We start from the raw sequence: 16,800 nt of genomic DNA, 5'->3' as shown, positions 1-16,800 counted from the left end.
CGCGGTGGGTCAGCCCTTGCCGCGACCGGCCTTGAAACCGAAGTCCCAGTTGTACATCCGCGCGATCTCCATGACGCCCGCGCCGGGCCTGCCCGCGGGCGGGCGGACGAAGGTGCCCTCGCGGCGGACGACCAGCTCGCCGTTGATGTTCTCGATGTGCGCGAGCACCGCGTCGCGCGAGTCGTCCGCGCAGCCGTCGAGCATCATCTCGATCGGCGGGCAGTTCAGCGGGTAGAGCGTCGCGGTGGCGTGGACGCCGCGGAAATCGTTGGCGCCCTCGTAGATCGAGGTGAAGACCAGGATGCGGCGGAACTGGGCGGTGAAATCCAGGTTGATGTCCAAGTTCTCACCGGTGGCGCTGCTGCCGGTGCGGTCGTCCTGGTCCAGCTGAATGAACGGCGGGCGATCGAGGGCGCCGAACGAGCGGTCCAGCGCGCGCACCGAACCGATCCGGCCGTCGGCCAGCTCGAAGAAGCAGCTGAGATCCAGATCCAAGCCGCCTCCGCCGCGACGCCTGCCGAAGAGGCCGCCGCCGCGGTGGGATTGGCTGGTCCAGTTCAGGTTGATCCGCATGGTGCCGCGAGTGGCGCCCTGCTTGGTGAGCGAGACCGAGGGTGCTTCCTTGGTGAGCGAGATCTTGCTCATGTTCACCGGCGCGCCGCCGCCTTGCGGAGGCGGCGGAGGAGCGTATTGCTGCTGCTGCGGAGGGGTCGGCGCATACTGCTGCTGCGGAGGCGGGGGAGCGTACTGCTGCTGTGCGAATTGCGATGGCGGCGGTGCGTATTGCTGCTGCTGAGGCGGCGGTGCGTATTGCTGTTGAGGCGGCGCGTACGGCTGCTGCTGCGGCGGGGGAGGCGGCGCGTACTGCTGGGTCGGCGGCGGCGTGAACTGCTGGGTCGGCGCGGGCGGCGGCGTCGGCTGCTGCGCCGCGGGCGCCGGAGCGTCATCGACGCTGATGCCGAAATCGGTCGCCAGCCCGGCCAATCCGGAGGCGTAACCCTGGCCGACCGCGCGGAACTTCCACGCGCCTTGGCGGCGGTACAGCTCGCCGAGCACGAACGCGGTCTCGGTGGTGGCGTCGGTGCTGTCGAAGCGGGCCACCTCGGCGCCGTTCGTGGCGTCGAGCACCCGCACGTACAGGCCGCGGAACTGGCCGAAGGTGCCACCGTCGGCGGAGGCCGCGACGACGATGGTGTCGATCTGCGGTTCGACCTGCGCCAGCTGCACCGACAGCACGTCGAGCACCGTCGGCCCCTGCTGCTTACCCTCGTACCGGACGGCGCCCGACGGGTGCTGCGGCTGGTTGTAGAAAACGAAGTCGTTGTCGGAGCGGACCTTTCCGCCGACCAGCAGCAAAGCCGAAGCGTCCGCGTCCGGAATTCCCGGGCCCGATTGCCACCCCAGCTCGATGCGGACCGCGGACATCGGCACCGCAACGTTGGCGCCCTTCATCATCGACACAGCAGTCAACGTATACGACGCGGGTGGTGCTCGTCATCCGTGTTCGCCGCCATGGCGGAAGAACGGCGCGACCGGTTCGTTCGCCGGTGGGTTCAGCGCGTCGGCGGTGCGACGTTCCAGTGCGTACTCAGCGCACCGGCGATCTCCGGCAAGACCGTCACCGGAACCTGCTTGTGGCGCAGCATCTCCCGTATCTGATTCACCTGATCGCGTTTGCGCAGGTCGTACGCGCCCGACACGGGACGGATCACCGGCGGGATGGACAGCAGCACCAGTTCGCCGTGCTGCTCGTCGCCGCCCGCCAGATCGAGCGCCAGCGACCAGCGCGCCCGGTCGTCGAGCGCGAATCGGCCCGCGATCACCCTGTCCCATGCGATGCTGGACTCCGCCCACGGCGTGCGGCGATAGATGGCGCCCTCGGTGAGCACGATCGCGTCCCGCCCGAAGAGCGCCACCAGCAACGCGATGCCGCCGACGCCGCCCGCGAGCAGGCCGGTGAACACCCGATTCAGCCCGAAACCGGTGACGATCGCGGCGCACACCAGAACGGTCACCGCGATGCCGAGCACGCCGTACAGCATGGCTCGTCGAGTCGGGACCACGCCCGCGCGCACCATCGTCATTCTGTCTCGCCTCCCGGGGACTTACGGGCTCACCGTACCTGCTCGTTCGGCGGCCGGAGCGGGAGGCGCGCAGCCATCAGGCGTGTAGTGCGACCGCCGCCTCCGCGGTGTAGACCAGGAACTGCAAGCTCTGCTGGAAGTAGAGCCGCACCGAGTCGGCGTCGTGCGAGAGGTAACCGATCGAGAGGTCCTGGCCGAGGCTCAGATCGAAATCGCCGCCGCGGGTGGTCAGCACGAACGCGCCGTCGATGGCGGGCGCCCAGATGATCTCGCCCTCCGGGATGAGGCGCTCGATGTGAGTGCGGATCGGATGACCGTGGTCGGAGGTCTCGCTCACCGCGGTGTAGAGGTCGGCGCTGAGCAGCACCGAGTACGGTCCGTCGACGCCGGCCAGGCGCAGCGCGCTCAGCGATTGCGCGACGGCCTCCGGGACCAGGCGCGGATCGGTGGGCACCTGGATCGGCTCGTTCGACGAGCTCGCCCGGATACCGGTGATGTTCGCGCCCCGATAGCCCTCGAAGATGGCGCGGTCCTCGGCGAACGCGATGCGCCGCGCGGCCTCCTTCACCGGATCCAGATCGGTGTCCTTGGCGCCGCGCTCGACGTTGTCGAGTTCTTCGCGCGAGAGCGTGAACGGCACGCGCAACTCGACCAGCGGCGCGACCACGCGCTGGCGCGCCTGCACGCCCTCGTCCGGCGCGTCGATCGGGGTGGTGCGGCCGAGCCCGACGGCGGAGTAGGAGGCGCCGTGCGGGCCGGACACGTCGACCACCCTGCGGCCCGCGATGTGCCGCTTGAAGGTGCGGGTGGCTTCTTCTTCGATCGCCGTCCATGCCTCGGAGGTGATCGGCGCGAGTTCGCGATGGAGGTTGTTCACAGCGTGCTCCTTTTCAACGTGCCGATACCGAGTGAGCCGTCGCCCGCCACGGCGGACATATCGACGTCGGGCATATCAACGTCATTGCGCGGCAGAGATTCCCCGCCCGTCTCTTCGGCGGCCGCCGCGTCCGGCGCGGGCGGCAGGTCGTCGAAGAAATCCAGTGGCGGCGTGCAGAACAGCGTGCCGGTGACCGCGACCGAGAAGTCCAGGATGCGGTCGTAGGCAGCCTCTTCGGTGCCCTCGAACATCCGCGAGAGCATGGTCTCGGTGACGCTCGGGGTGGCCGCGTAAGCGATGTAGTAGGTGCCGAACTGGCCCTCGCGCACGCTGCCGAACGGCATGTTGGCGCGCACGATCTGGCGTTCGTTGCCGTCCGCGTCGACCAGGGTGTTCACCGCGACGTGCGAATCGGCGGGCTTGTCCTCGTCGGAGAGCTCGAAATCGTCCAGCTTGGTGCGGCCGATGATCTTCTCCTGCTCCTCGACCGTGAGCGCGCGCCACTCGTCGAGCGGATGCAGGTACTTCTGCACGATGACGTAACTGCCACCGGCGAATTCGGGGTCCTCGTCGCCGATCAGGGCGGCGCTCACCGCGGACGAGCCCTCGGGATTCTCGGTGCCGTCCACGAAACCGAGCAGGTCGCGCTGCTCGAAATAACGGAAGCCGACGGTCTCGTCGACGATGGTCGCGGCGCCCGCGAGCCGGTCGCCGATCACCATCGCCAGCTCGAAACAGGCGTCGTGCACCTCGGACCTGATGTGGAACAGCAGATCGCCCGGCGTGGACGGCGCCCGATGGTGCGCGCCGACGAACTCGCGCAGCGGATGCAGCTCGGCGGGCCGCGGCCCCGCGAACAAGCGGTCCCACGCGTCCGAGCCGATCGACGCGACACAGCTCAACCCGGCCCCCGGCAGGCGGAAGCCGACCGAACGGCGCAAACCGGGCAGGTCGGCGAGCAGATCGCGCACCGCCGCTTCTCCGCCCTCGTCGATGGTGGCGACGAGGAAGATCGCGGCCGGTGTGAGCGGTTCGAGGATCGGCTGCGGCTCACCCATGATCAACAGAGTAATGGTGCGGCCACAGCCGGTCGGTCGGCGCACCCGGCCACGCCCGGCGAAACCCGGGCTGAACGGCTCCGGTCTACTTCGCGACGGTCAGCAGAAACGCCACGTCGTCGACCGCTTTCACGCTGTGCCGCGCCTTGGGGATGACGAGCAGGTCACCCGCCGAGCCCTTCCATTCGTTCGCGCCGCTGATCAAGGTCAGGGTGCCGGTGAGCACCAGCAGGGTGGCATCGCCCGTGTTGTCGTGTTCGGCCAGGCTCTGGCCCGCCGTGAGGCCGACGACGGTCTGGCGCAGCGTGTGGGCGTGGCCGCCGTAGATGGTCTGTGAGCTTCGCCCGCTGGTGGCAGTTGCGGCCAATTTCAATTGCTGGCGAGCGACCGCGGTCAGGGATTTCTTGTCCATGGACTGCCTTTCGCGTCACATCCGCCGGTGCAGGGCTGGTGTCACCGGCTCGGTGCGCTCGGACGGACGATGGTCCGCACCGCCGCATATCCAGGAGTATGCCCGAACGGGGCCGCCCGCGTGCCGGGTTTGCCGGGCCTGCCCCGTCAGCGGCGTGTTGCCCGCGAGCGCCCTCAGACGTCGGCGCGGCGCAGATACCGGCGGATGCGGAAGCGCAGCCCGGTGGCGGACGTGCGCCATTCCTCGGGTTCGTCGGCGTGCCACTCCGGACCGATGGTGGGGGCGTGCGCGTCGCCCTGGACGCTGATCTCCACCTCGGTCACCACCAGCTCGGTCGCGAAATCCATGGCGGCGCGGTAGATTTCGCCGCCGCCCGCGATCCACACCGGATCCGGTGCGCTCAGTTGCAGCGCCTCGGACAGCGAACCGGCGCGTTCGGCGCCCGCCGCCGACCAGTTCGCCTGCCTGGTGACCACGATGTTGCGGCGCCCGGCCAGCGGGCGGAACTTGGGCGGCAGCGAATCCCAGGTGCGCCTGCCCATGATCACCGGATGGCCCCAGGTCACGGTGCGGAAGTTGGCCATGTCCTCGGGAACGCGCCAGGGGATGGTGTTCTCGAAGCCGATCACGCCGTCGGGGGTCTGGGCCCAGATCAGGCCGATGGTGCGAGTGCGCACGGCCGCGATCATACCGCCACCGGCGCCTTGATCGCCGGATGGTGCTGGTAGCCAACCACTTCAACGTCCTCGTAGGTGTAGTCGAACAGGCTCGGCGCCCGGCGAAGGCGCAGCTCGGGGAACGGGTAGGGCGCGCGGCCGAGTTGCTCGGTGACCTGCTCGACGTGGTTGTCGTAGATGTGGCAGTCGCCGCCGGTCCAGATGAAGTCGCCGAGCCCCAGCCCGGCCTGCTGCGCCACCATGTGGGTGAGCAGCGCGTAGCTGGCGATGTTGAACGGCACGCCGAGGAACAGGTCCGCGCTGCGCTGGTACAGCTGGCAGGACAGTTTGCCGTCGGCCACGTAGAACTGGAAGAACGCGTGGCACGGGGCCAGCGCCATCTTGTTCAGCTCGGCGACGTTCCACGCGGAGACGATGATGCGCCGCGAATCGGGATCGGTGCGCAAGGTGTCGAGCACCTGGGTGATCTGGTCGATGTGCGCGCCGTCGGGGGTCGGCCAGGAACGCCACTGCACGCCGTAGACGGGGCCTAGTTCGCCCTGCTGGTCCGCCCACTCGTCCCAGATCGTGACGCCGTGCTCGCGCAGCCAGCCGACGTTGGACTCGCCGCGCAGGAACCACAGCAGTTCGTACACGATCGACTTGAGGTGCACCTTCTTGGTGGTGATCAGCGGGAAGCCCGCCGCGAGGTCGTAGCGCAGCTGGTGGCCGAACACGCTGCGGGTACCCGTGCCGGTGCGATCCGCCTTCGCCGTCCCGGCCTCGAGCACCAGCCGGAGCAAATCCTCGTACTGCGTATCCGTCGCCACGAGTCGCAAGCTTACTGTCCGTGCGTGCGCGGACCTGCGCCCGGATTGCCGCCGCGCGGGCGGTGTGATTGCCGCGCGGCGGCGGGATGCTGGCAAGCTCAGGCACATGCGCAAGCTCTTCGTGATCGGCATCGGTGCGGGCGACCCCGACCAGGTGACGGTGCAGGCGATCAAAGCCATGCGGCAGGTCGACACGTTCTTCGTGATCGCCAAAGGCGTCGAGAAGCAGGAGCTGTTCGACGTGCGGACCACGATCCTGGCGGAGCACGTCGAGCGGCCCTACCGGGTCGTCGAGATCGCCGACCCGCCGCGCGACCGCGATCCCGCCGACTATCGCGGTGTCGTCGCGGACTGGCACGAGCGCAGGGCCACGCTGCTCGCGGAGGCTTTCGCGGCCGAGGAAGGCGTCGGCGGGATCCTGGTGTGGGGCGATCCTTCGCTCTACGACAGCACCCTGCGCATGGTGGAGCTGGTGCTCGACAGCGGGCGGACCACCTTCGATTACGAGGTGATCCCCGGGGTGACCAGCGCGCAGGCGCTGGCCGCGCGGCATCGCGTGGTGCTGCACCGGATCGGCGAGCCGGTGCACGTCACCACCGGCCGGCGGCTGCGCGAGGACGGGCTCGGCCCCGGCTCGACGCTGGTCATGCTGGACGGCGAGTGCTCCTTCACCGAGGTGCCGGGTGACGACGTGCACATCTGGTGGGGCGCCTATCTCGGCATGCCCGACGAGACGCTCGTCGAGGGTCCGCTGCGCGAGGTGCAGGACGAGATCCTGCGGCGGCGGGACCAGCTGCGGGCCGCGAAGGGCTGGATCATGGACATCTATCTGTTGCGCCGCGACTGATCTTTTCGTCCGCCGCGACTGTCGGTGGCCCCGGGTAGCCTGGGACGCGTGCCCGAGCTACCGGAAGTGGAGGCGTTGGCGCAGTTCCTCCGGGAACACGCGGTCGGCGCGGTGGTGGGGCGTGTCGACGTCGCCGCGCTCAGCGCGGTCAAGACGTTCGATCCGCCGGTGACGGCGCTGTCCGGGCGGGACGTCACCGGCGCCGACCGCTGGGGCAAGTTCCTCGGCATGGACTGCTCGGGACTCTGGCTGATCACCCATCTGTCCCGCGGCGGCTGGCTGCGCTGGATCGACGAGCCGAGCCCCACACCGCCGAAACCGGGCGGCAAGAGCCCGCTCGCGCTGCGGGTGCATTTCTTCACGCCCGAGGGCGCCACACCCGCGTTCGACTTGACCGAGGCGGGCACCAAGAAGCGGCTCGCGGTGTACATCGTCGAGGATCCGAAGATGGTGCCCGGCATCGCACGGCTCGGACTGGACGCGCTCGACGTCACCGAGCCGCAGTTCGCCGAGATCCTGCACGGCGCCTCGCAGCGGATCAAGACGGCGATCGTCGACCAGTCGCTGCTGGCGGGCGTCGGCAACGCCTACTCCGACGAGATCCTGCACACGGCCAAGGTCTCGCCGTTCGCGAACACGAAGACGCTCCCCGCGGAGAAGATCGCGCAGCTGTACGAGGCGATGCGCACCGTGCTCACCGACGCGGTCCAGCGCTCGGTCGGCCAGGACGCGGCGCGGCTCAAGGGCGAGAAGCGTTCGGGCATGCGGGTTCACGCGCGCACCGGGCTGCCCTGCCCGGTCTGCGGCGACACCGTCCGCGAGGTCTCCTACGCCGAACGGTCCTTCCAGTACTGCCCGACCTGCCAGACCGGCGGCAAGGTGCTCGCCGACCGCCGGATGTCGCGACTGTTGAAGTGAGCCCGGCCGTCAGGTCAGGGTCGGCACGCGAATACCGTGCCAGGCCAGTCGTTTCGCGCGGTCCGGGTCGTGCTCGAGCCGGGTCGGGTCGTCGATGACCAGCGTGGTTCTGGCGTCCTCGGTATAGGCGGGCCAGGACGGCAGCGGCGCGCCGGTGCGGGCGAAGGACAGCCAGTTGTCCTGGAACTGCTCGGTCACCGCGAGCAGGCCGCGGCGGCCGCCCGCCGCGGTGAAGGCACGCCCGATCGGGCTGTCGGCGGCGCCGAAGACCGGGATCAGCTCGCTGGCGTGGGTCGCGCCGACACCAGCGAGTCGCAATGCGCGCGGGGCGAAGTCGTAGCGGTAGGCATAGGTCGGCGCGTGACGGCTGTGCCCTTCCATCACCGTGACGGACGGACGCCAGAAGACGTAGTCACCCCCCATGCGCACCGCGGCCCGAGGCTGCGGGTAACCCGGATAGGCCGCCGTGACCCTGGCCTCGAACTCCCCACCGGCGCGGGCGAACATGGCGTGCAAGCGCCTCGGATTGGTGGGCAGTTTGTCGGCGAACCGCGCGAACAGCGCGCCCTCGTCGCGATTGGTGCCGATGACGAGCGGCACTCGGTGCGCCGCGCCCGCGGAGATCGCGTCGACCGGGGATCGCGGCAGGTAGTCGCCGTCCACCACCGGGCAGATGGGGAACAGGCCAGGACGCTCGCTCAGCACCACGTTGCTCGTGCGGTCGACGGCCCGGCGAATGTCGTTGGCGGGCGCCTCGATCAGCGCGCGGGCCGCGTCGGCGGGATCGGCGCCGAGGGTATCGAGGCAGCGTCGGGCGAAGGCCGCGGCGTCCTCGGCGCTCAATGCCCAATCGGCGGGCGGACTCTGAGCGATGCCGCGGTGGAACAGTCCGCTGGCGGCGGGGGTGGCGAGCAGGGCGAGCACGGCGTGTGCGCCCGCGGATTCGCCGAAGATCGTGACGTTGTCCGGGTCACCGCCGAACTCGGCGATATTGCGCCGCACCCATTCCAGCGCGGCGACCTGATCGCGCAGGCCGAGGTTGGCGTCGAAGGGTCGCTGCGGCGTGCCGAAGGCGCTGAAGTCGACGTAACCGAAGGCGCCGAGCCGATAGTTCAGCGACACCACCACCGCGTCGCCGCGCAGCGCGAGCCGCGCACCCGAATACAGCGCCAGCGCCGAGGTGCCGATCAGGTAGCCGCCGCCGTGGATGAACACCAGCACCGGTCGAAGGCCGACGGACGGCGTGGCGGGCGCGGTGACATTCAGTGTCAGCGAGTCTTCGCTGGTCGGCTGATAGGCCCTCGGGCCGATGCGGGCGCCCGCCCTGTGTTGCATGGACGCGAAGCCGAACTCGGTGGCGGTGCGCACCCCGGTCCACGGCCGCACCGGCTGTGGAGCGCGAAATCGCAGGTCTCCCACCGGCGGCGCGGCGTACGGCAGTGAGCGCCAGCGCACAACACGGCGACCGCGGTGACCGCGGACAACGCCGTCCGCGGTCTCGATGTCGATCGTTGCCACCATTGATCGATGGTAGCTATGCGCGGCGGGCCTCCAACAGGCGTAACCAGATCTCGCTGACCGTCGGATAGGCGGGCACGGCGTGCCACAGGGTGTCGAGCGGGACCTTGCCGACCACCGCGATGGTGGCGGCGTGCAGCAGCTCGCCGATCTCCGGTGCGACGAAGGTCGCCCCGAGCAGGGTGTCGGCGGCGGTGTCGATGACGATCTTGGCTCGGCCGGAATAGTTCTCGCGGGCGAGCGACGAACCGGCGACCGCGATATCGATCTCCACGGTGTCGACGTCGTAGCCCGCGCGGCGGGCCGCCGCCTCGGTGAGGCCGACCGAGGCCACCTCGGGGCTGGTGAAGACCACCTGCGGGACCTGCTCGTGGTCGGCGGTCGCGGCATAGCGCGCTCCGGTGAGCGGGCGGCCCTCGGCGCGCGCGGCGATCACGTCGCCGCAGATCCTGGCCTGGTACTTGCCCATATGCGTCAGTGCGGGACCGTGATTCACGTCGCCCACCGCGTACAGCCAGTCGCCGGGGACTTCGCGCGCGGACAGGTGATCGTCGACCTCCACGTAGTCGTCCGCCAATCCGACGGCGGCGAGCCCGAGTTCGGCGGTCGCGGGTCCGCGCCCGGCCGCGACGACGATCTCGTCGGCCTCGATCGATTCGGTGTGCCCGCCGCGCGTCCGCACGGTGACGGCGCCGCCGTGGATCCGGCCCTCGCCGGTGTCCTTCGGCTCCGCGCGCGTGACGCTCTCCGGTTCGGTCTCGAACAGCACCCGCACGCCCGAATCGGCGAGCGCGCTCGCGACCCGCTCTCGCGCGAACGGCTCGGCGTTGCCGAGCAGCGCCTTGCCGCGCACCAGCATGGTCACCTCGGCGCCGAGCGTGGCGAGCCAGGTCGCCGATTCGCAGGCCACCACACCGCCGCCGACGACGACCGCGCGCTGCGGGACCTCGTGCAGGTTGGTCGCGTCGCGGGAGGTCCACGGGAGAGCGTCGCGCAGGCCGGGTACGTCGGGGACACGAGCCCGGGTTCCGGTCGCGAGCACCACCGCGTGCCTGGCCCGCAGCGTACGGCCGTCGACCTCGACCAGACGTTCTCCGGCGAGTCGCCCTGAACCGCGGATCACTTCGATGCCGCTCTGCTCGGCCCACTCGGCTTGGCCGCTGTCGTCGTGGTCGTGCACGATCCGGTCGCGGCGGGCGAGCACGGCCTCGACGTCCAAGCCCTTCGCGTCGATGCCGGGGAGGGCGCGGGCGGCGGCGAGCAGATGTCCGGGGCGCAGCAGCGCTTTGCTCGGCATACAGGCCCAGTACGAGCATTCGCCGCCGAGCAATTCGCGCTCGACGATCGCGGCGGTGCGGTCGCTGCCCGCGATGGCGTAGGCGGCGGCGTTCTCCCCTGCGGGTCCGCCGCCGATCACGATGACGTCGTACTCGGCGGCCGGATCGGAGCTCACTGCAGGTAGCCCTCGACCTGGCGCGGCGGGCTGACCTGCGCGTCGTCGGGGGAGGCGCCCGCGTAGATCCTGGCCCTGCGCTGCCGAAGCAGATCCCAGCACTGGTCGAGCATCACTTCCAGCTCGGCCAGCCGCTGCCGTTCGGTCACCGGGTCCACCTCGCCGGAGGTCGCCTTCGAGCGCAGCCTGTGCTCGTCGTCGACCAGTTGCTTGATGCGTTCCAGGATGTCCTGTTCGGTCATGAGTCACCACTTCGATACTCGGAGGTATACGGCAGGGCGTGCAGCGACCGGGTGCGGTCACCGACCATGCTACGACCGGGTCGGCGAAGTCGAGGGTCGTGACGGTTGCCCGGCGGCCACTTCCGCGAGGCACTCGGCGGCGATCGGGACGGCCGCGTGCAGGTCGCGCGAGCTCGGTGCCGCGTAACCGAGCGCGATGCCGAAGCTGCTCGGCGGCGGCGATCCCGTGTCGTGCTGGGAGAAGAGGTGATGCCGGGCCAGCCCGTCCAGGACGACGCCGCGCGCGGCGGCCGCGTCGACCGCGCGCTGTTCGGCCTCCGCCGTCGGCAGCGGCACCACGACGTGCGAGCCCGCGTCGTCGCCGACCACAGTCAACCCGCGGCGGCGCAACTCCGTGACGACCAGTTCCCGGCGGGGCGGGAGCGCGCGCCGCAGCCTGCGCAGGTGCCTGGCCAGGTCGCCGTGCGCGGCGAGTTCGGCGAGGACGCGCTGGCCCGCCGGGCTCGGCGAGGTGCCGGTGCGATCGCGATGCGCGAGCACCGCCGCGGCGATCCACGGCGCCGCGACCAGCCACCCGACGCCGAGCACCGGCGAGAGGATCTTGCTTGTCGTGCCGAGGTGCACGATCACATCGGGCGCCATCGCGGCGAGCAGCGGCAGCGGGGCGGTGTCGTAGCGCAATTCGCCGTCGTAGTCGTCTTCGATCACGAATATGCCTCTGCGCCGGGCGAATTCGACGAGCTGCACGCGACGAGCTGCGGGCATTCGCGCGCCGAGCGGAAACTGATGCGCCGGTGTGCAATACACCGCCTCGACGTTCGGAGGCAGGTCGTCGACGCGCAGCCCCTCGGCATCGACGGGCACCGGAAGTACTCGGATGCCCGCAGCCAGAAAGGCTCCCGCCGCCCTCTGGTAGCCGGGATCCTCTATGGCGACGGTATCGCCGGGCCGCAGCAGGGCGGCGGCGAGTTCGCCCACCGCGGAACTGGTTCCGGCCGTGACGAGCACGACGGTGTCGCTGCCCGCGCTCAGACCCCGGTGGCGTAGCAGGTGTTCGGCGACGGCCACGCGATATTCCGGTTCGCCCGCGCGGTCCTTGCGGATGACCGGTGGTTGGTCGGAGGCGGCCCGCCAGGCGCGACGCCACGCCGGTCGGTCCATGGCCTCGATGCAGGGCGCGCCGGGGACGAGGTCGTAGCCGAGGCCTGCGAGATCCGGGTCGACGGCGACGTGGTGTGGCACGGGGGCGGCGGCGGGCGCGGTGGTGAGGTAGGTGCCCGATCCTCGTTTGCCCTCGAGCCAGCCTTCGGCGTGCAGCTGGTCGTAGGCCGCGGCGATCACGGTCCGGCTGACGCCGAGTCGCCGCGCCAGCGCCCGCGAGGACGGCAGCCGGTCCGCGGTGCGCAGCAGGCCCGAGGTGGCCGCGGCGCGCAGGCCATCGGCCACCTGCACCGACAGCGGTTCGGGCGCGTCTCGATCGAGCGCGAGAGGTAGGTCGTCGAGCACCGGGCACCTCGGATTGGACTGCGAGAATCGGAATGAATTGGCTATTCAAGAATGCCACTTCGTGCCGGACGCTTGTCTCATGACGCACTCGACCAGCGCCCGCCCGCCCTTGTCCCCGACCCCGCGCAGCACGCTGACGCGGTCGAAAGAACGCGGCCGCAGCGACCGCGCCGAACTGGACGCCGTGCTCGACGCCGGTCTGATCTGTCACGTCGGCGTCGTCCTCGGCGGCAGCCCCGTGGTGCTGCCGACCGCGTACGGTCGCGACGGCGACACCCTCTACCTGCACGGATCGACCGGTTCGGGCAGCATGCGCGCGGCTCTGGCCGGTGACATCTCCGTCGCGGTCACGCACGTCGACGGCGTCGTCTACGCCCGCTCCGCCATGCACTTCTCGATGAACTACCGCTCGGCGGTCGTGCACGGCCGGGCGGTCGAACTGACCGACCCCGACGCGCGCACGCTGGCCCTGCGGGTGATCGTCGAGCACGCCGCCCCCGGTGCGTGGCACCGCGTGCGCCCGCCGAACAAGAAGGAACTCGCCGCCACCATGGTGCTGGCGCTCGACCTGACCGAGGCGTCGGTCAAGGTCCGCGCGGGCGGGCCGCTGGACGATCCGACCGATGCCGACAGCCCGACCTGGGCGGGCGTGCTGCCGCTGCGTCAGGTGTGGGACGCGCCGATCGATTCGCCGGACCTGGCGGACGGGATCGGGGTTCCCGCCGATGTGCTGGAGCGGAGTGCGTTGGGGGTTTCATTGGCGCGGTGAGGAATTCGAGCTGTGCGCGGGGCCTGGATTCAGGCGGGGGCTTCGGCGGGTTGCGGGCGGGCGGTGAGCAGCGCCGCGAAGAGGAGTAGCCACGCGCTCCACAGGATGTAGCCGAGGAAGTTGGCGGTGTCCACGTAGGGCAGGTCGAGCGGGATGAGGACGCCCAGCGCGATCGAGGCGGCGCAGGCGTAGCCGAGCGTCGTGAACCAGAGCGGGAAGGTCTGCCGTAAAGCGAGGCAGACCAGGGTGATCCACGCGGCGGTCAGCAGATAGCCGAGGGTTTCGCCGAGCGCGGTGCCCAGGATCGAGCCGAGCAGTTCGAAGGTGCGCACCGCGGAGGAGCCGGGCCCTTCCGCGGCGGCGCGGTCGGCCAATACCGGGACGAGCAGGGGCCAGCGCAAGAGCCCGATCGCCTGGACTGCGGCGGCCGCGACCCCGAGGTGGACGGCGCGGCGCATGATCGGCGAGTTGTCGAGTCGGCCGATTCGGATCGCGAGCGGGGCGAGCGCGAGTGCCGCCGCGGCGAGGACGGCGAACCAGGTGATCACCGCGAATCGGTTCGCCCGGAACAGTTCGAGCACGTCGGGGGCGGGCTGTTGCAACACATCGGGGTAGTCGAAGACGGCGCCCAGTCCGAGGAAAGCGACATTCAGGGCGACGGGGGCGGCGACGAGCAGGGCAATGGTCGGCCAGGGCCTGGTGGACACGGTTTCACTCCATTCTGGCTGTACGGAGTACAGCTAGCTGTACGCGGTACAGTCAAGCGCGTGTCCGCAGCGAAGTCAATGCCCCAGGGGGAACGCAGAATCCGTCCCGAGCGCCGCTCCTTCACCGAGGCGCAGGTGGTGGACACCGCATTGCTGCTGCTCGACGAGGGAGGCGCGGCGGCGGTCTCGATCCGGGCGGTCGCGGGGCGGCTCGGGGTGAACCCGAACGCCGTCTACACCTACGTCGCCAGCCGCGCCGACCTCGAGCGCGCGGTGATCGAGCGGGTGCTCGGCTCGGTGCCGTTGACGGTGCTCGCCGATGCCGACGTCGAATGGCGTTCGGCCATTGTCGAATTCGCCGTCGAGCTGCGCCGTCGCGTGCTGGAACACCCGGCGGTCGCGGCGCTGATGATGACCGCGCCCATGGACGGCCCCGCCGCCCGCGACGTAGGCGAAGCCCTGCTGGCCTGCCTCGCCAGGGGCGGCCTGTCCCCGGACCACCGAGCGCGCGCCGCCTACGCCGTCATGGTCCAGGTGATCGGTGCGATCGCGATGGAGGTCGCCGAGACCGACGGCCGCCCGCCGCTGCCGCCCGAATCCGAGCGCATCGCGCAACGCCGCGCCGCTCTGGCGGAGATTCCCGCCGAGCGCTGGCCGCACACCCACGAGAGTCGCGACCTCATGGCGCAATGGATAGGTTCCGAGCAGTTCGCCTGGAGTCTGCGTGCGTTGTTGGACGGGCTGCCCGTGGGGTGATGCGCGGCCTCGGGCAGATCACCACGGGTGGCCGTCGAGCCCGAGGCGGGAGGCGGCATGGACGGCGAGTTCGGCCAGGGCCGAGCCGGATTCGATGCCGGGGTCGAGTCCGATCAGGGACAGGATGTAGCCGTCACCGCTGCGGCACAGGTAGCCGGACAAGCGGGTGCGCGGAAGACGGGCGGCGGTGAGGCCGGGGTGGATGGCGCGGGCGGCAACGCCGACGCAGGGGTGGCCGCCGATGGTGCGCAGCGAGTCGGGGAGAGTTCCGATGTTGGAGCACAAGATGTCTCGCTCGCCCGCGCCCTTGGCGAGGGCGTGGGCCCAGCGGTCGGGGATCACCTGGAGCAGTTGCTCGGGCATGCCGCCGGGGCTGGACATCCGGTGCTCGTACGCGGCGCGGGCCTTCTTGCGCAGCGTCGCGGGGGTGTCGGCGCGATCGACGACGATCTCGGTCATCGCGAGGTCGTTGTCCACGCGCGGCTCGTCGCGGGTGTCGACGGGGAGGCTCGCCGCGATGGCAGGAAGGGGAAAGCCGATGTCCCACAACAGTGTCGCGACCAGGTGGATGAACAGACTGTTCGCGGTGCCGCCCTGTTCTCCGGCCACCCGGTCCCATTCGTCGGCGCGGAACTGTACGACCGCACCGTGCACGCGCAGTTCGTCCGCGCCCGCGCGCACGGGTTCCTCGGGTGCGGGCCGTTCCGGAATGCCATGGCGCAGAGCACGGATCGTGCCACCCACCACGGTCGACCATTGACGAAACGCGTCCGCCCACTCGGACTCCCGAGCGCAGCGCGACCGTGCGTCACCCGCTTCGACTTCGGCCTCGGGACGCCCCGCATCGGCCGACACGGCATGAGCGGCAGCCGCTCCGTCGACCACCTCGCGCAGCGCGGCATCCACCGCGTGCACCAGTCCGCGCGCATCGGCCAGCGCATGCGAACAGGTCAGCGCCACAACCGATCCGCCGTCGGCGAGCCAGCGGGCGGCGAGCCGCCACGCCGGGCCGAATTCCGGGTCGAGGCCCGCGCCCAGGGTGTCCGCCCACGGCAGTAATTCGTCGAGGGGGAGCGTGCTTTCCATGAAGTCGAGAGGGTGAGCCCGGACGTTCGGCTGCCAGGCGCGACGCGCGCCGGGCACGCGGGAACGGATCACCCTGCGGCCCAAGGGGCCTGGCCGCAGCGCGCCGTGGATGCGATGCAGCAGTGCGGGTTCGACACGGTCGACGGTGCGCCACAGCCCTTGGAGGGCGATGGGTGTGCCGAGCCCGCGGTGGGTGCGCAGGAAGATCTCGTCGACGACGCCGAGGCGGTCCATCCTCAGCCGGACGCTCCGTGCCGCCCCGCGCCCGCGGCGAACCGTTGGGCGCCCGCGAGCGCGCCGTCGGCCAGGGCGGTGAGTCCGTGCCGGAATTCGTTGCGCAGGGCCGTGGCCTCGTCCATGCCGTCCTGCTCGAGCATCGACATCCGGTCCGAGCGCAGACAGGTCTGCGGCAGCCTGGCGAGTTCGGCCGCCAGGTCCTCGGCGGCGGCGCGCGCCTGTCCGGTGGGCACGACCCGGTTCACCAACCCGATCTGCAACGCCTCGGGCGCGCTGACAGCTCGGCCGGTCAGCGACAGATCCATGGCGCGGCCCATGCCGATGATCCGCGGCAGCCGTATCGTGCCGCCGTCGATCAGCGGCACGCCCCAGCGCCGGCAGAAGACGCCGAAGGTGCTGTCCTGCTCGGCGACTCGCAGATCGCACCAGAGCGCCAGCTCGAGTCCGCCCGCCACCGCGTAACCGGAGATCGCGGCGATCACCGGCTTGGACAGCGTCATCCTGGTCGGGCCCATCGGGCCGTCGCCGTCCTCCTCGGCGCGGTTGGACCGCTCCGTCCCGAGCGCCTTCAGGTCGGCGCCCGCGCAGAAGGTCCCGCCCTCGCCCCAGAGCACCGCGACCGCCGCCGTAGGGTCGGCGTCGAACTCGCGGAAGGCGTCGGCAAGCGCCTGTGCGGTCGGCCCGTCGACCGCGTTGCGCGCCTGCGGCCGGTGCAGGATCACCGTCGTCACGGGCCCGTTCTTCTCGACGCGAACGCTCACTGTCGCCCCTCCGTATCGCCGTCCCTCCCCGCGCGGAGAGGGGTGCTGCCTAGCTGGCTCACGCTCTCGACCATACGACGGCC

18 protein-coding genes are annotated in these 16,800 nt (G+C 70.7%); 4 read left to right on the top strand and 14 right to left on the bottom strand.

Annotated elements, in window-relative coordinates; genetic code table 11:
* Positions 1-9: 9 nt before the first annotated feature.
* The 7 genes from ACRWNM_RS08185 to ACRWNM_RS08155 all read right to left on the bottom strand — a co-directional run bounded on the left by ACRWNM_RS08185 (position 10) and on the right by ACRWNM_RS08155 (position 5,917).
* The gene (locus tag ACRWNM_RS08185) at positions 10-1,455 is read right to left on the bottom strand and encodes a TerD family protein (protein WP_431965401.1); all 1,446 of its coding nucleotides are present in this window, start codon (positions 1,453-1,455) and stop codon (positions 10-12) included.
* Between the two features lie 98 nt (positions 1,456-1,553).
* Complete coding sequence (locus ACRWNM_RS08180; RefSeq protein WP_431965107.1) at positions 1,554-2,084, bottom strand: hypothetical protein; 531 nt, start codon at positions 2,082-2,084, stop codon at positions 1,554-1,556.
* A 76-nt stretch (positions 2,085-2,160) separates the two neighbouring features.
* A complete protein-coding gene (locus tag ACRWNM_RS08175; RefSeq protein ID WP_431965105.1) occupies positions 2,161-2,961 on the bottom strand; it encodes a family 1 encapsulin nanocompartment shell protein in 801 nt (266 codons plus the stop codon).
* Positions 2,958-4,019 carry a Dyp-type peroxidase gene (locus ACRWNM_RS08170; protein WP_431965103.1) on the bottom strand — a complete coding sequence of 354 codons (1,062 nt, stop codon included), beginning with the start codon at positions 4,017-4,019 and terminating at the stop codon, positions 2,958-2,960. Before ACRWNM_RS08170 ends, ACRWNM_RS08175 begins: the two co-directional genes overlap by 4 nt.
* Before the next feature lie 85 nt (positions 4,020-4,104).
* Complete coding sequence (locus tag ACRWNM_RS08165; protein ID WP_431965101.1) at positions 4,105-4,431, bottom strand: LuxR family transcriptional regulator; 327 nt, start codon at positions 4,429-4,431, stop codon at positions 4,105-4,107.
* 173 nt (positions 4,432-4,604) lie between these two features.
* On the bottom strand, positions 4,605-5,120 hold the full coding sequence (locus ACRWNM_RS08160; RefSeq protein ID WP_431965099.1) for a dihydrofolate reductase: 516 nt from the start codon (positions 5,118-5,120) through the stop codon (positions 4,605-4,607).
* Complete coding sequence (locus ACRWNM_RS08155) at positions 5,117-5,917, bottom strand: thymidylate synthase (RefSeq protein WP_431965097.1); 801 nt, start codon at positions 5,915-5,917, stop codon at positions 5,117-5,119. Before ACRWNM_RS08155 ends, ACRWNM_RS08160 begins: the two co-directional genes overlap by 4 nt.
* Positions 5,918-6,023: 106 nt before the next feature.
* Here ACRWNM_RS08155 and cobF point away from each other — a divergent pair, with 106 nt between their 5' ends.
* Both cobF and ACRWNM_RS08145 read left to right on the top strand, forming a co-directional pair.
* Positions 6,024-6,764 carry a precorrin-6A synthase (deacetylating) gene (gene cobF, locus ACRWNM_RS08150; RefSeq protein ID WP_431965095.1) on the top strand — a complete coding sequence of 247 codons (741 nt, stop codon included), beginning with the start codon at positions 6,024-6,026 and terminating at the stop codon, positions 6,762-6,764.
* 48 nt (positions 6,765-6,812) lie between these two features.
* Positions 6,813-7,682, top strand: a complete 870-nt coding sequence (locus ACRWNM_RS08145; RefSeq protein WP_431965092.1) for an Fpg/Nei family DNA glycosylase — start codon at positions 6,813-6,815, stop codon at positions 7,680-7,682.
* A gap of 9 nt (positions 7,683-7,691) precedes the next feature.
* Here ACRWNM_RS08145 and ACRWNM_RS08140 read toward each other — a convergent pair whose 3' ends face one another.
* From ACRWNM_RS08140 to ACRWNM_RS08125, 4 genes are all read right to left on the bottom strand, one after another.
* Positions 7,692-9,203 (bottom strand): carboxylesterase/lipase family protein, encoded by a 1,512-nt coding sequence (locus ACRWNM_RS08140; protein ID WP_431965090.1) that lies wholly within the window; start codon positions 9,201-9,203, stop codon positions 7,692-7,694.
* A 13-nt stretch (positions 9,204-9,216) separates the two neighbouring features.
* Positions 9,217-10,653, bottom strand: coding sequence for a dihydrolipoyl dehydrogenase family protein (locus tag ACRWNM_RS08135; RefSeq protein WP_431965088.1), 1,437 nt, complete (start codon positions 10,651-10,653; stop codon positions 9,217-9,219).
* Entirely contained in the window at positions 10,650-10,895 is a 246-nt protein-coding gene (locus ACRWNM_RS08130; protein WP_431965086.1) for a DUF2630 family protein, read from the bottom strand. Before ACRWNM_RS08130 ends, ACRWNM_RS08135 begins: the two co-directional genes overlap by 4 nt.
* Before the next feature lie 69 nt (positions 10,896-10,964).
* Entirely contained in the window at positions 10,965-12,401 is a 1,437-nt protein-coding gene (locus tag ACRWNM_RS08125; RefSeq protein WP_431965084.1) for a PLP-dependent aminotransferase family protein, read from the bottom strand.
* A gap of 79 nt (positions 12,402-12,480) precedes the next feature.
* On the opposite strand from ACRWNM_RS08125, the gene ACRWNM_RS08120 reads away from it, so the two are divergent.
* Positions 12,481-13,170: a pyridoxamine 5'-phosphate oxidase family protein gene (locus ACRWNM_RS08120; protein ID WP_431965082.1), complete on the top strand. Its 690-nt coding sequence runs from the start codon at positions 12,481-12,483 to the stop codon at positions 13,168-13,170.
* A gap of 29 nt (positions 13,171-13,199) precedes the next feature.
* Here the strand turns inward: ACRWNM_RS08120 and ACRWNM_RS08115 are convergent, their stop codons facing one another.
* Positions 13,200-13,877 carry a DUF4386 family protein gene (locus ACRWNM_RS08115; RefSeq protein WP_431965080.1) on the bottom strand — a complete coding sequence of 226 codons (678 nt, stop codon included), beginning with the start codon at positions 13,875-13,877 and terminating at the stop codon, positions 13,200-13,202.
* A gap of 60 nt (positions 13,878-13,937) precedes the next feature.
* Here ACRWNM_RS08115 and ACRWNM_RS08110 point away from each other — a divergent pair, with 60 nt between their 5' ends.
* Positions 13,938-14,633 carry a TetR/AcrR family transcriptional regulator gene (locus tag ACRWNM_RS08110; protein WP_431965078.1) on the top strand — a complete coding sequence of 232 codons (696 nt, stop codon included), beginning with the start codon at positions 13,938-13,940 and terminating at the stop codon, positions 14,631-14,633.
* 18 nt (positions 14,634-14,651) lie between these two features.
* On the opposite strand, the gene ACRWNM_RS08105 is transcribed toward ACRWNM_RS08110, so the two are convergent.
* The gene (locus ACRWNM_RS08105; RefSeq protein WP_431965076.1) at positions 14,652-15,953 is read right to left on the bottom strand and encodes a hypothetical protein; all 1,302 of its coding nucleotides are present in this window, start codon (positions 15,951-15,953) and stop codon (positions 14,652-14,654) included.
* 2 nt (positions 15,954-15,955) lie between these two features.
* Positions 15,956-16,717: a crotonase/enoyl-CoA hydratase family protein gene (locus ACRWNM_RS08100; protein WP_431965074.1), complete on the bottom strand. Its 762-nt coding sequence runs from the start codon at positions 16,715-16,717 to the stop codon at positions 15,956-15,958.
* Between the last annotated feature and the right edge of the window lie 83 nt (positions 16,718-16,800).

Origin of the sequence: Nocardia sp. bgisy134, from assembly GCF_965341865.1 — a bacterium.
Classification (GTDB): domain Bacteria; phylum Actinomycetota; class Actinomycetes; order Mycobacteriales; family Mycobacteriaceae; genus Nocardia.
The sequence above is the reverse complement of the archived record's forward strand: the minus strand, read 5'-3'. Positions and strand labels throughout refer to the sequence as shown.

Coding starts and splice junctions, on each gene's coding strand:
- cobF (WP_431965095.1), top strand. CDS start 6,024: ATGCGCAAGCTCTTCGTGATCGGCATCGGTGCGGGCGACCCCGACCAG.
- ACRWNM_RS08180 (WP_431965107.1), bottom strand. CDS start 2,084: ATGACGATGGTGCGCGCGGGCGTGGTCCCGACTCGACGAGCCATGCTG.
- ACRWNM_RS08185 (WP_431965401.1), bottom strand. CDS start 1,455: ATGATGAAGGGCGCCAACGTTGCGGTGCCGATGTCCGCGGTCCGCATC.
- ACRWNM_RS08105 (WP_431965076.1), bottom strand. CDS start 15,953: ATGGACCGCCTCGGCGTCGTCGACGAGATCTTCCTGCGCACCCACCGC.
- ACRWNM_RS08160 (WP_431965099.1), bottom strand. CDS start 5,120: ATGATCGCGGCCGTGCGCACTCGCACCATCGGCCTGATCTGGGCCCAG.
- ACRWNM_RS08170 (WP_431965103.1), bottom strand. CDS start 4,019: ATGGGTGAGCCGCAGCCGATCCTCGAACCGCTCACACCGGCCGCGATC.
- ACRWNM_RS08130 (WP_431965086.1), bottom strand. CDS start 10,895: ATGACCGAACAGGACATCCTGGAACGCATCAAGCAACTGGTCGACGAC.
- ACRWNM_RS08140 (WP_431965090.1), bottom strand. CDS start 9,203: ATGGTGGCAACGATCGACATCGAGACCGCGGACGGCGTTGTCCGCGGT.
- ACRWNM_RS08120 (WP_431965082.1), top strand. CDS start 12,481: ATGACGCACTCGACCAGCGCCCGCCCGCCCTTGTCCCCGACCCCGCGC.
- ACRWNM_RS08165 (WP_431965101.1), bottom strand. CDS start 4,431: ATGGACAAGAAATCCCTGACCGCGGTCGCTCGCCAGCAATTGAAATTG.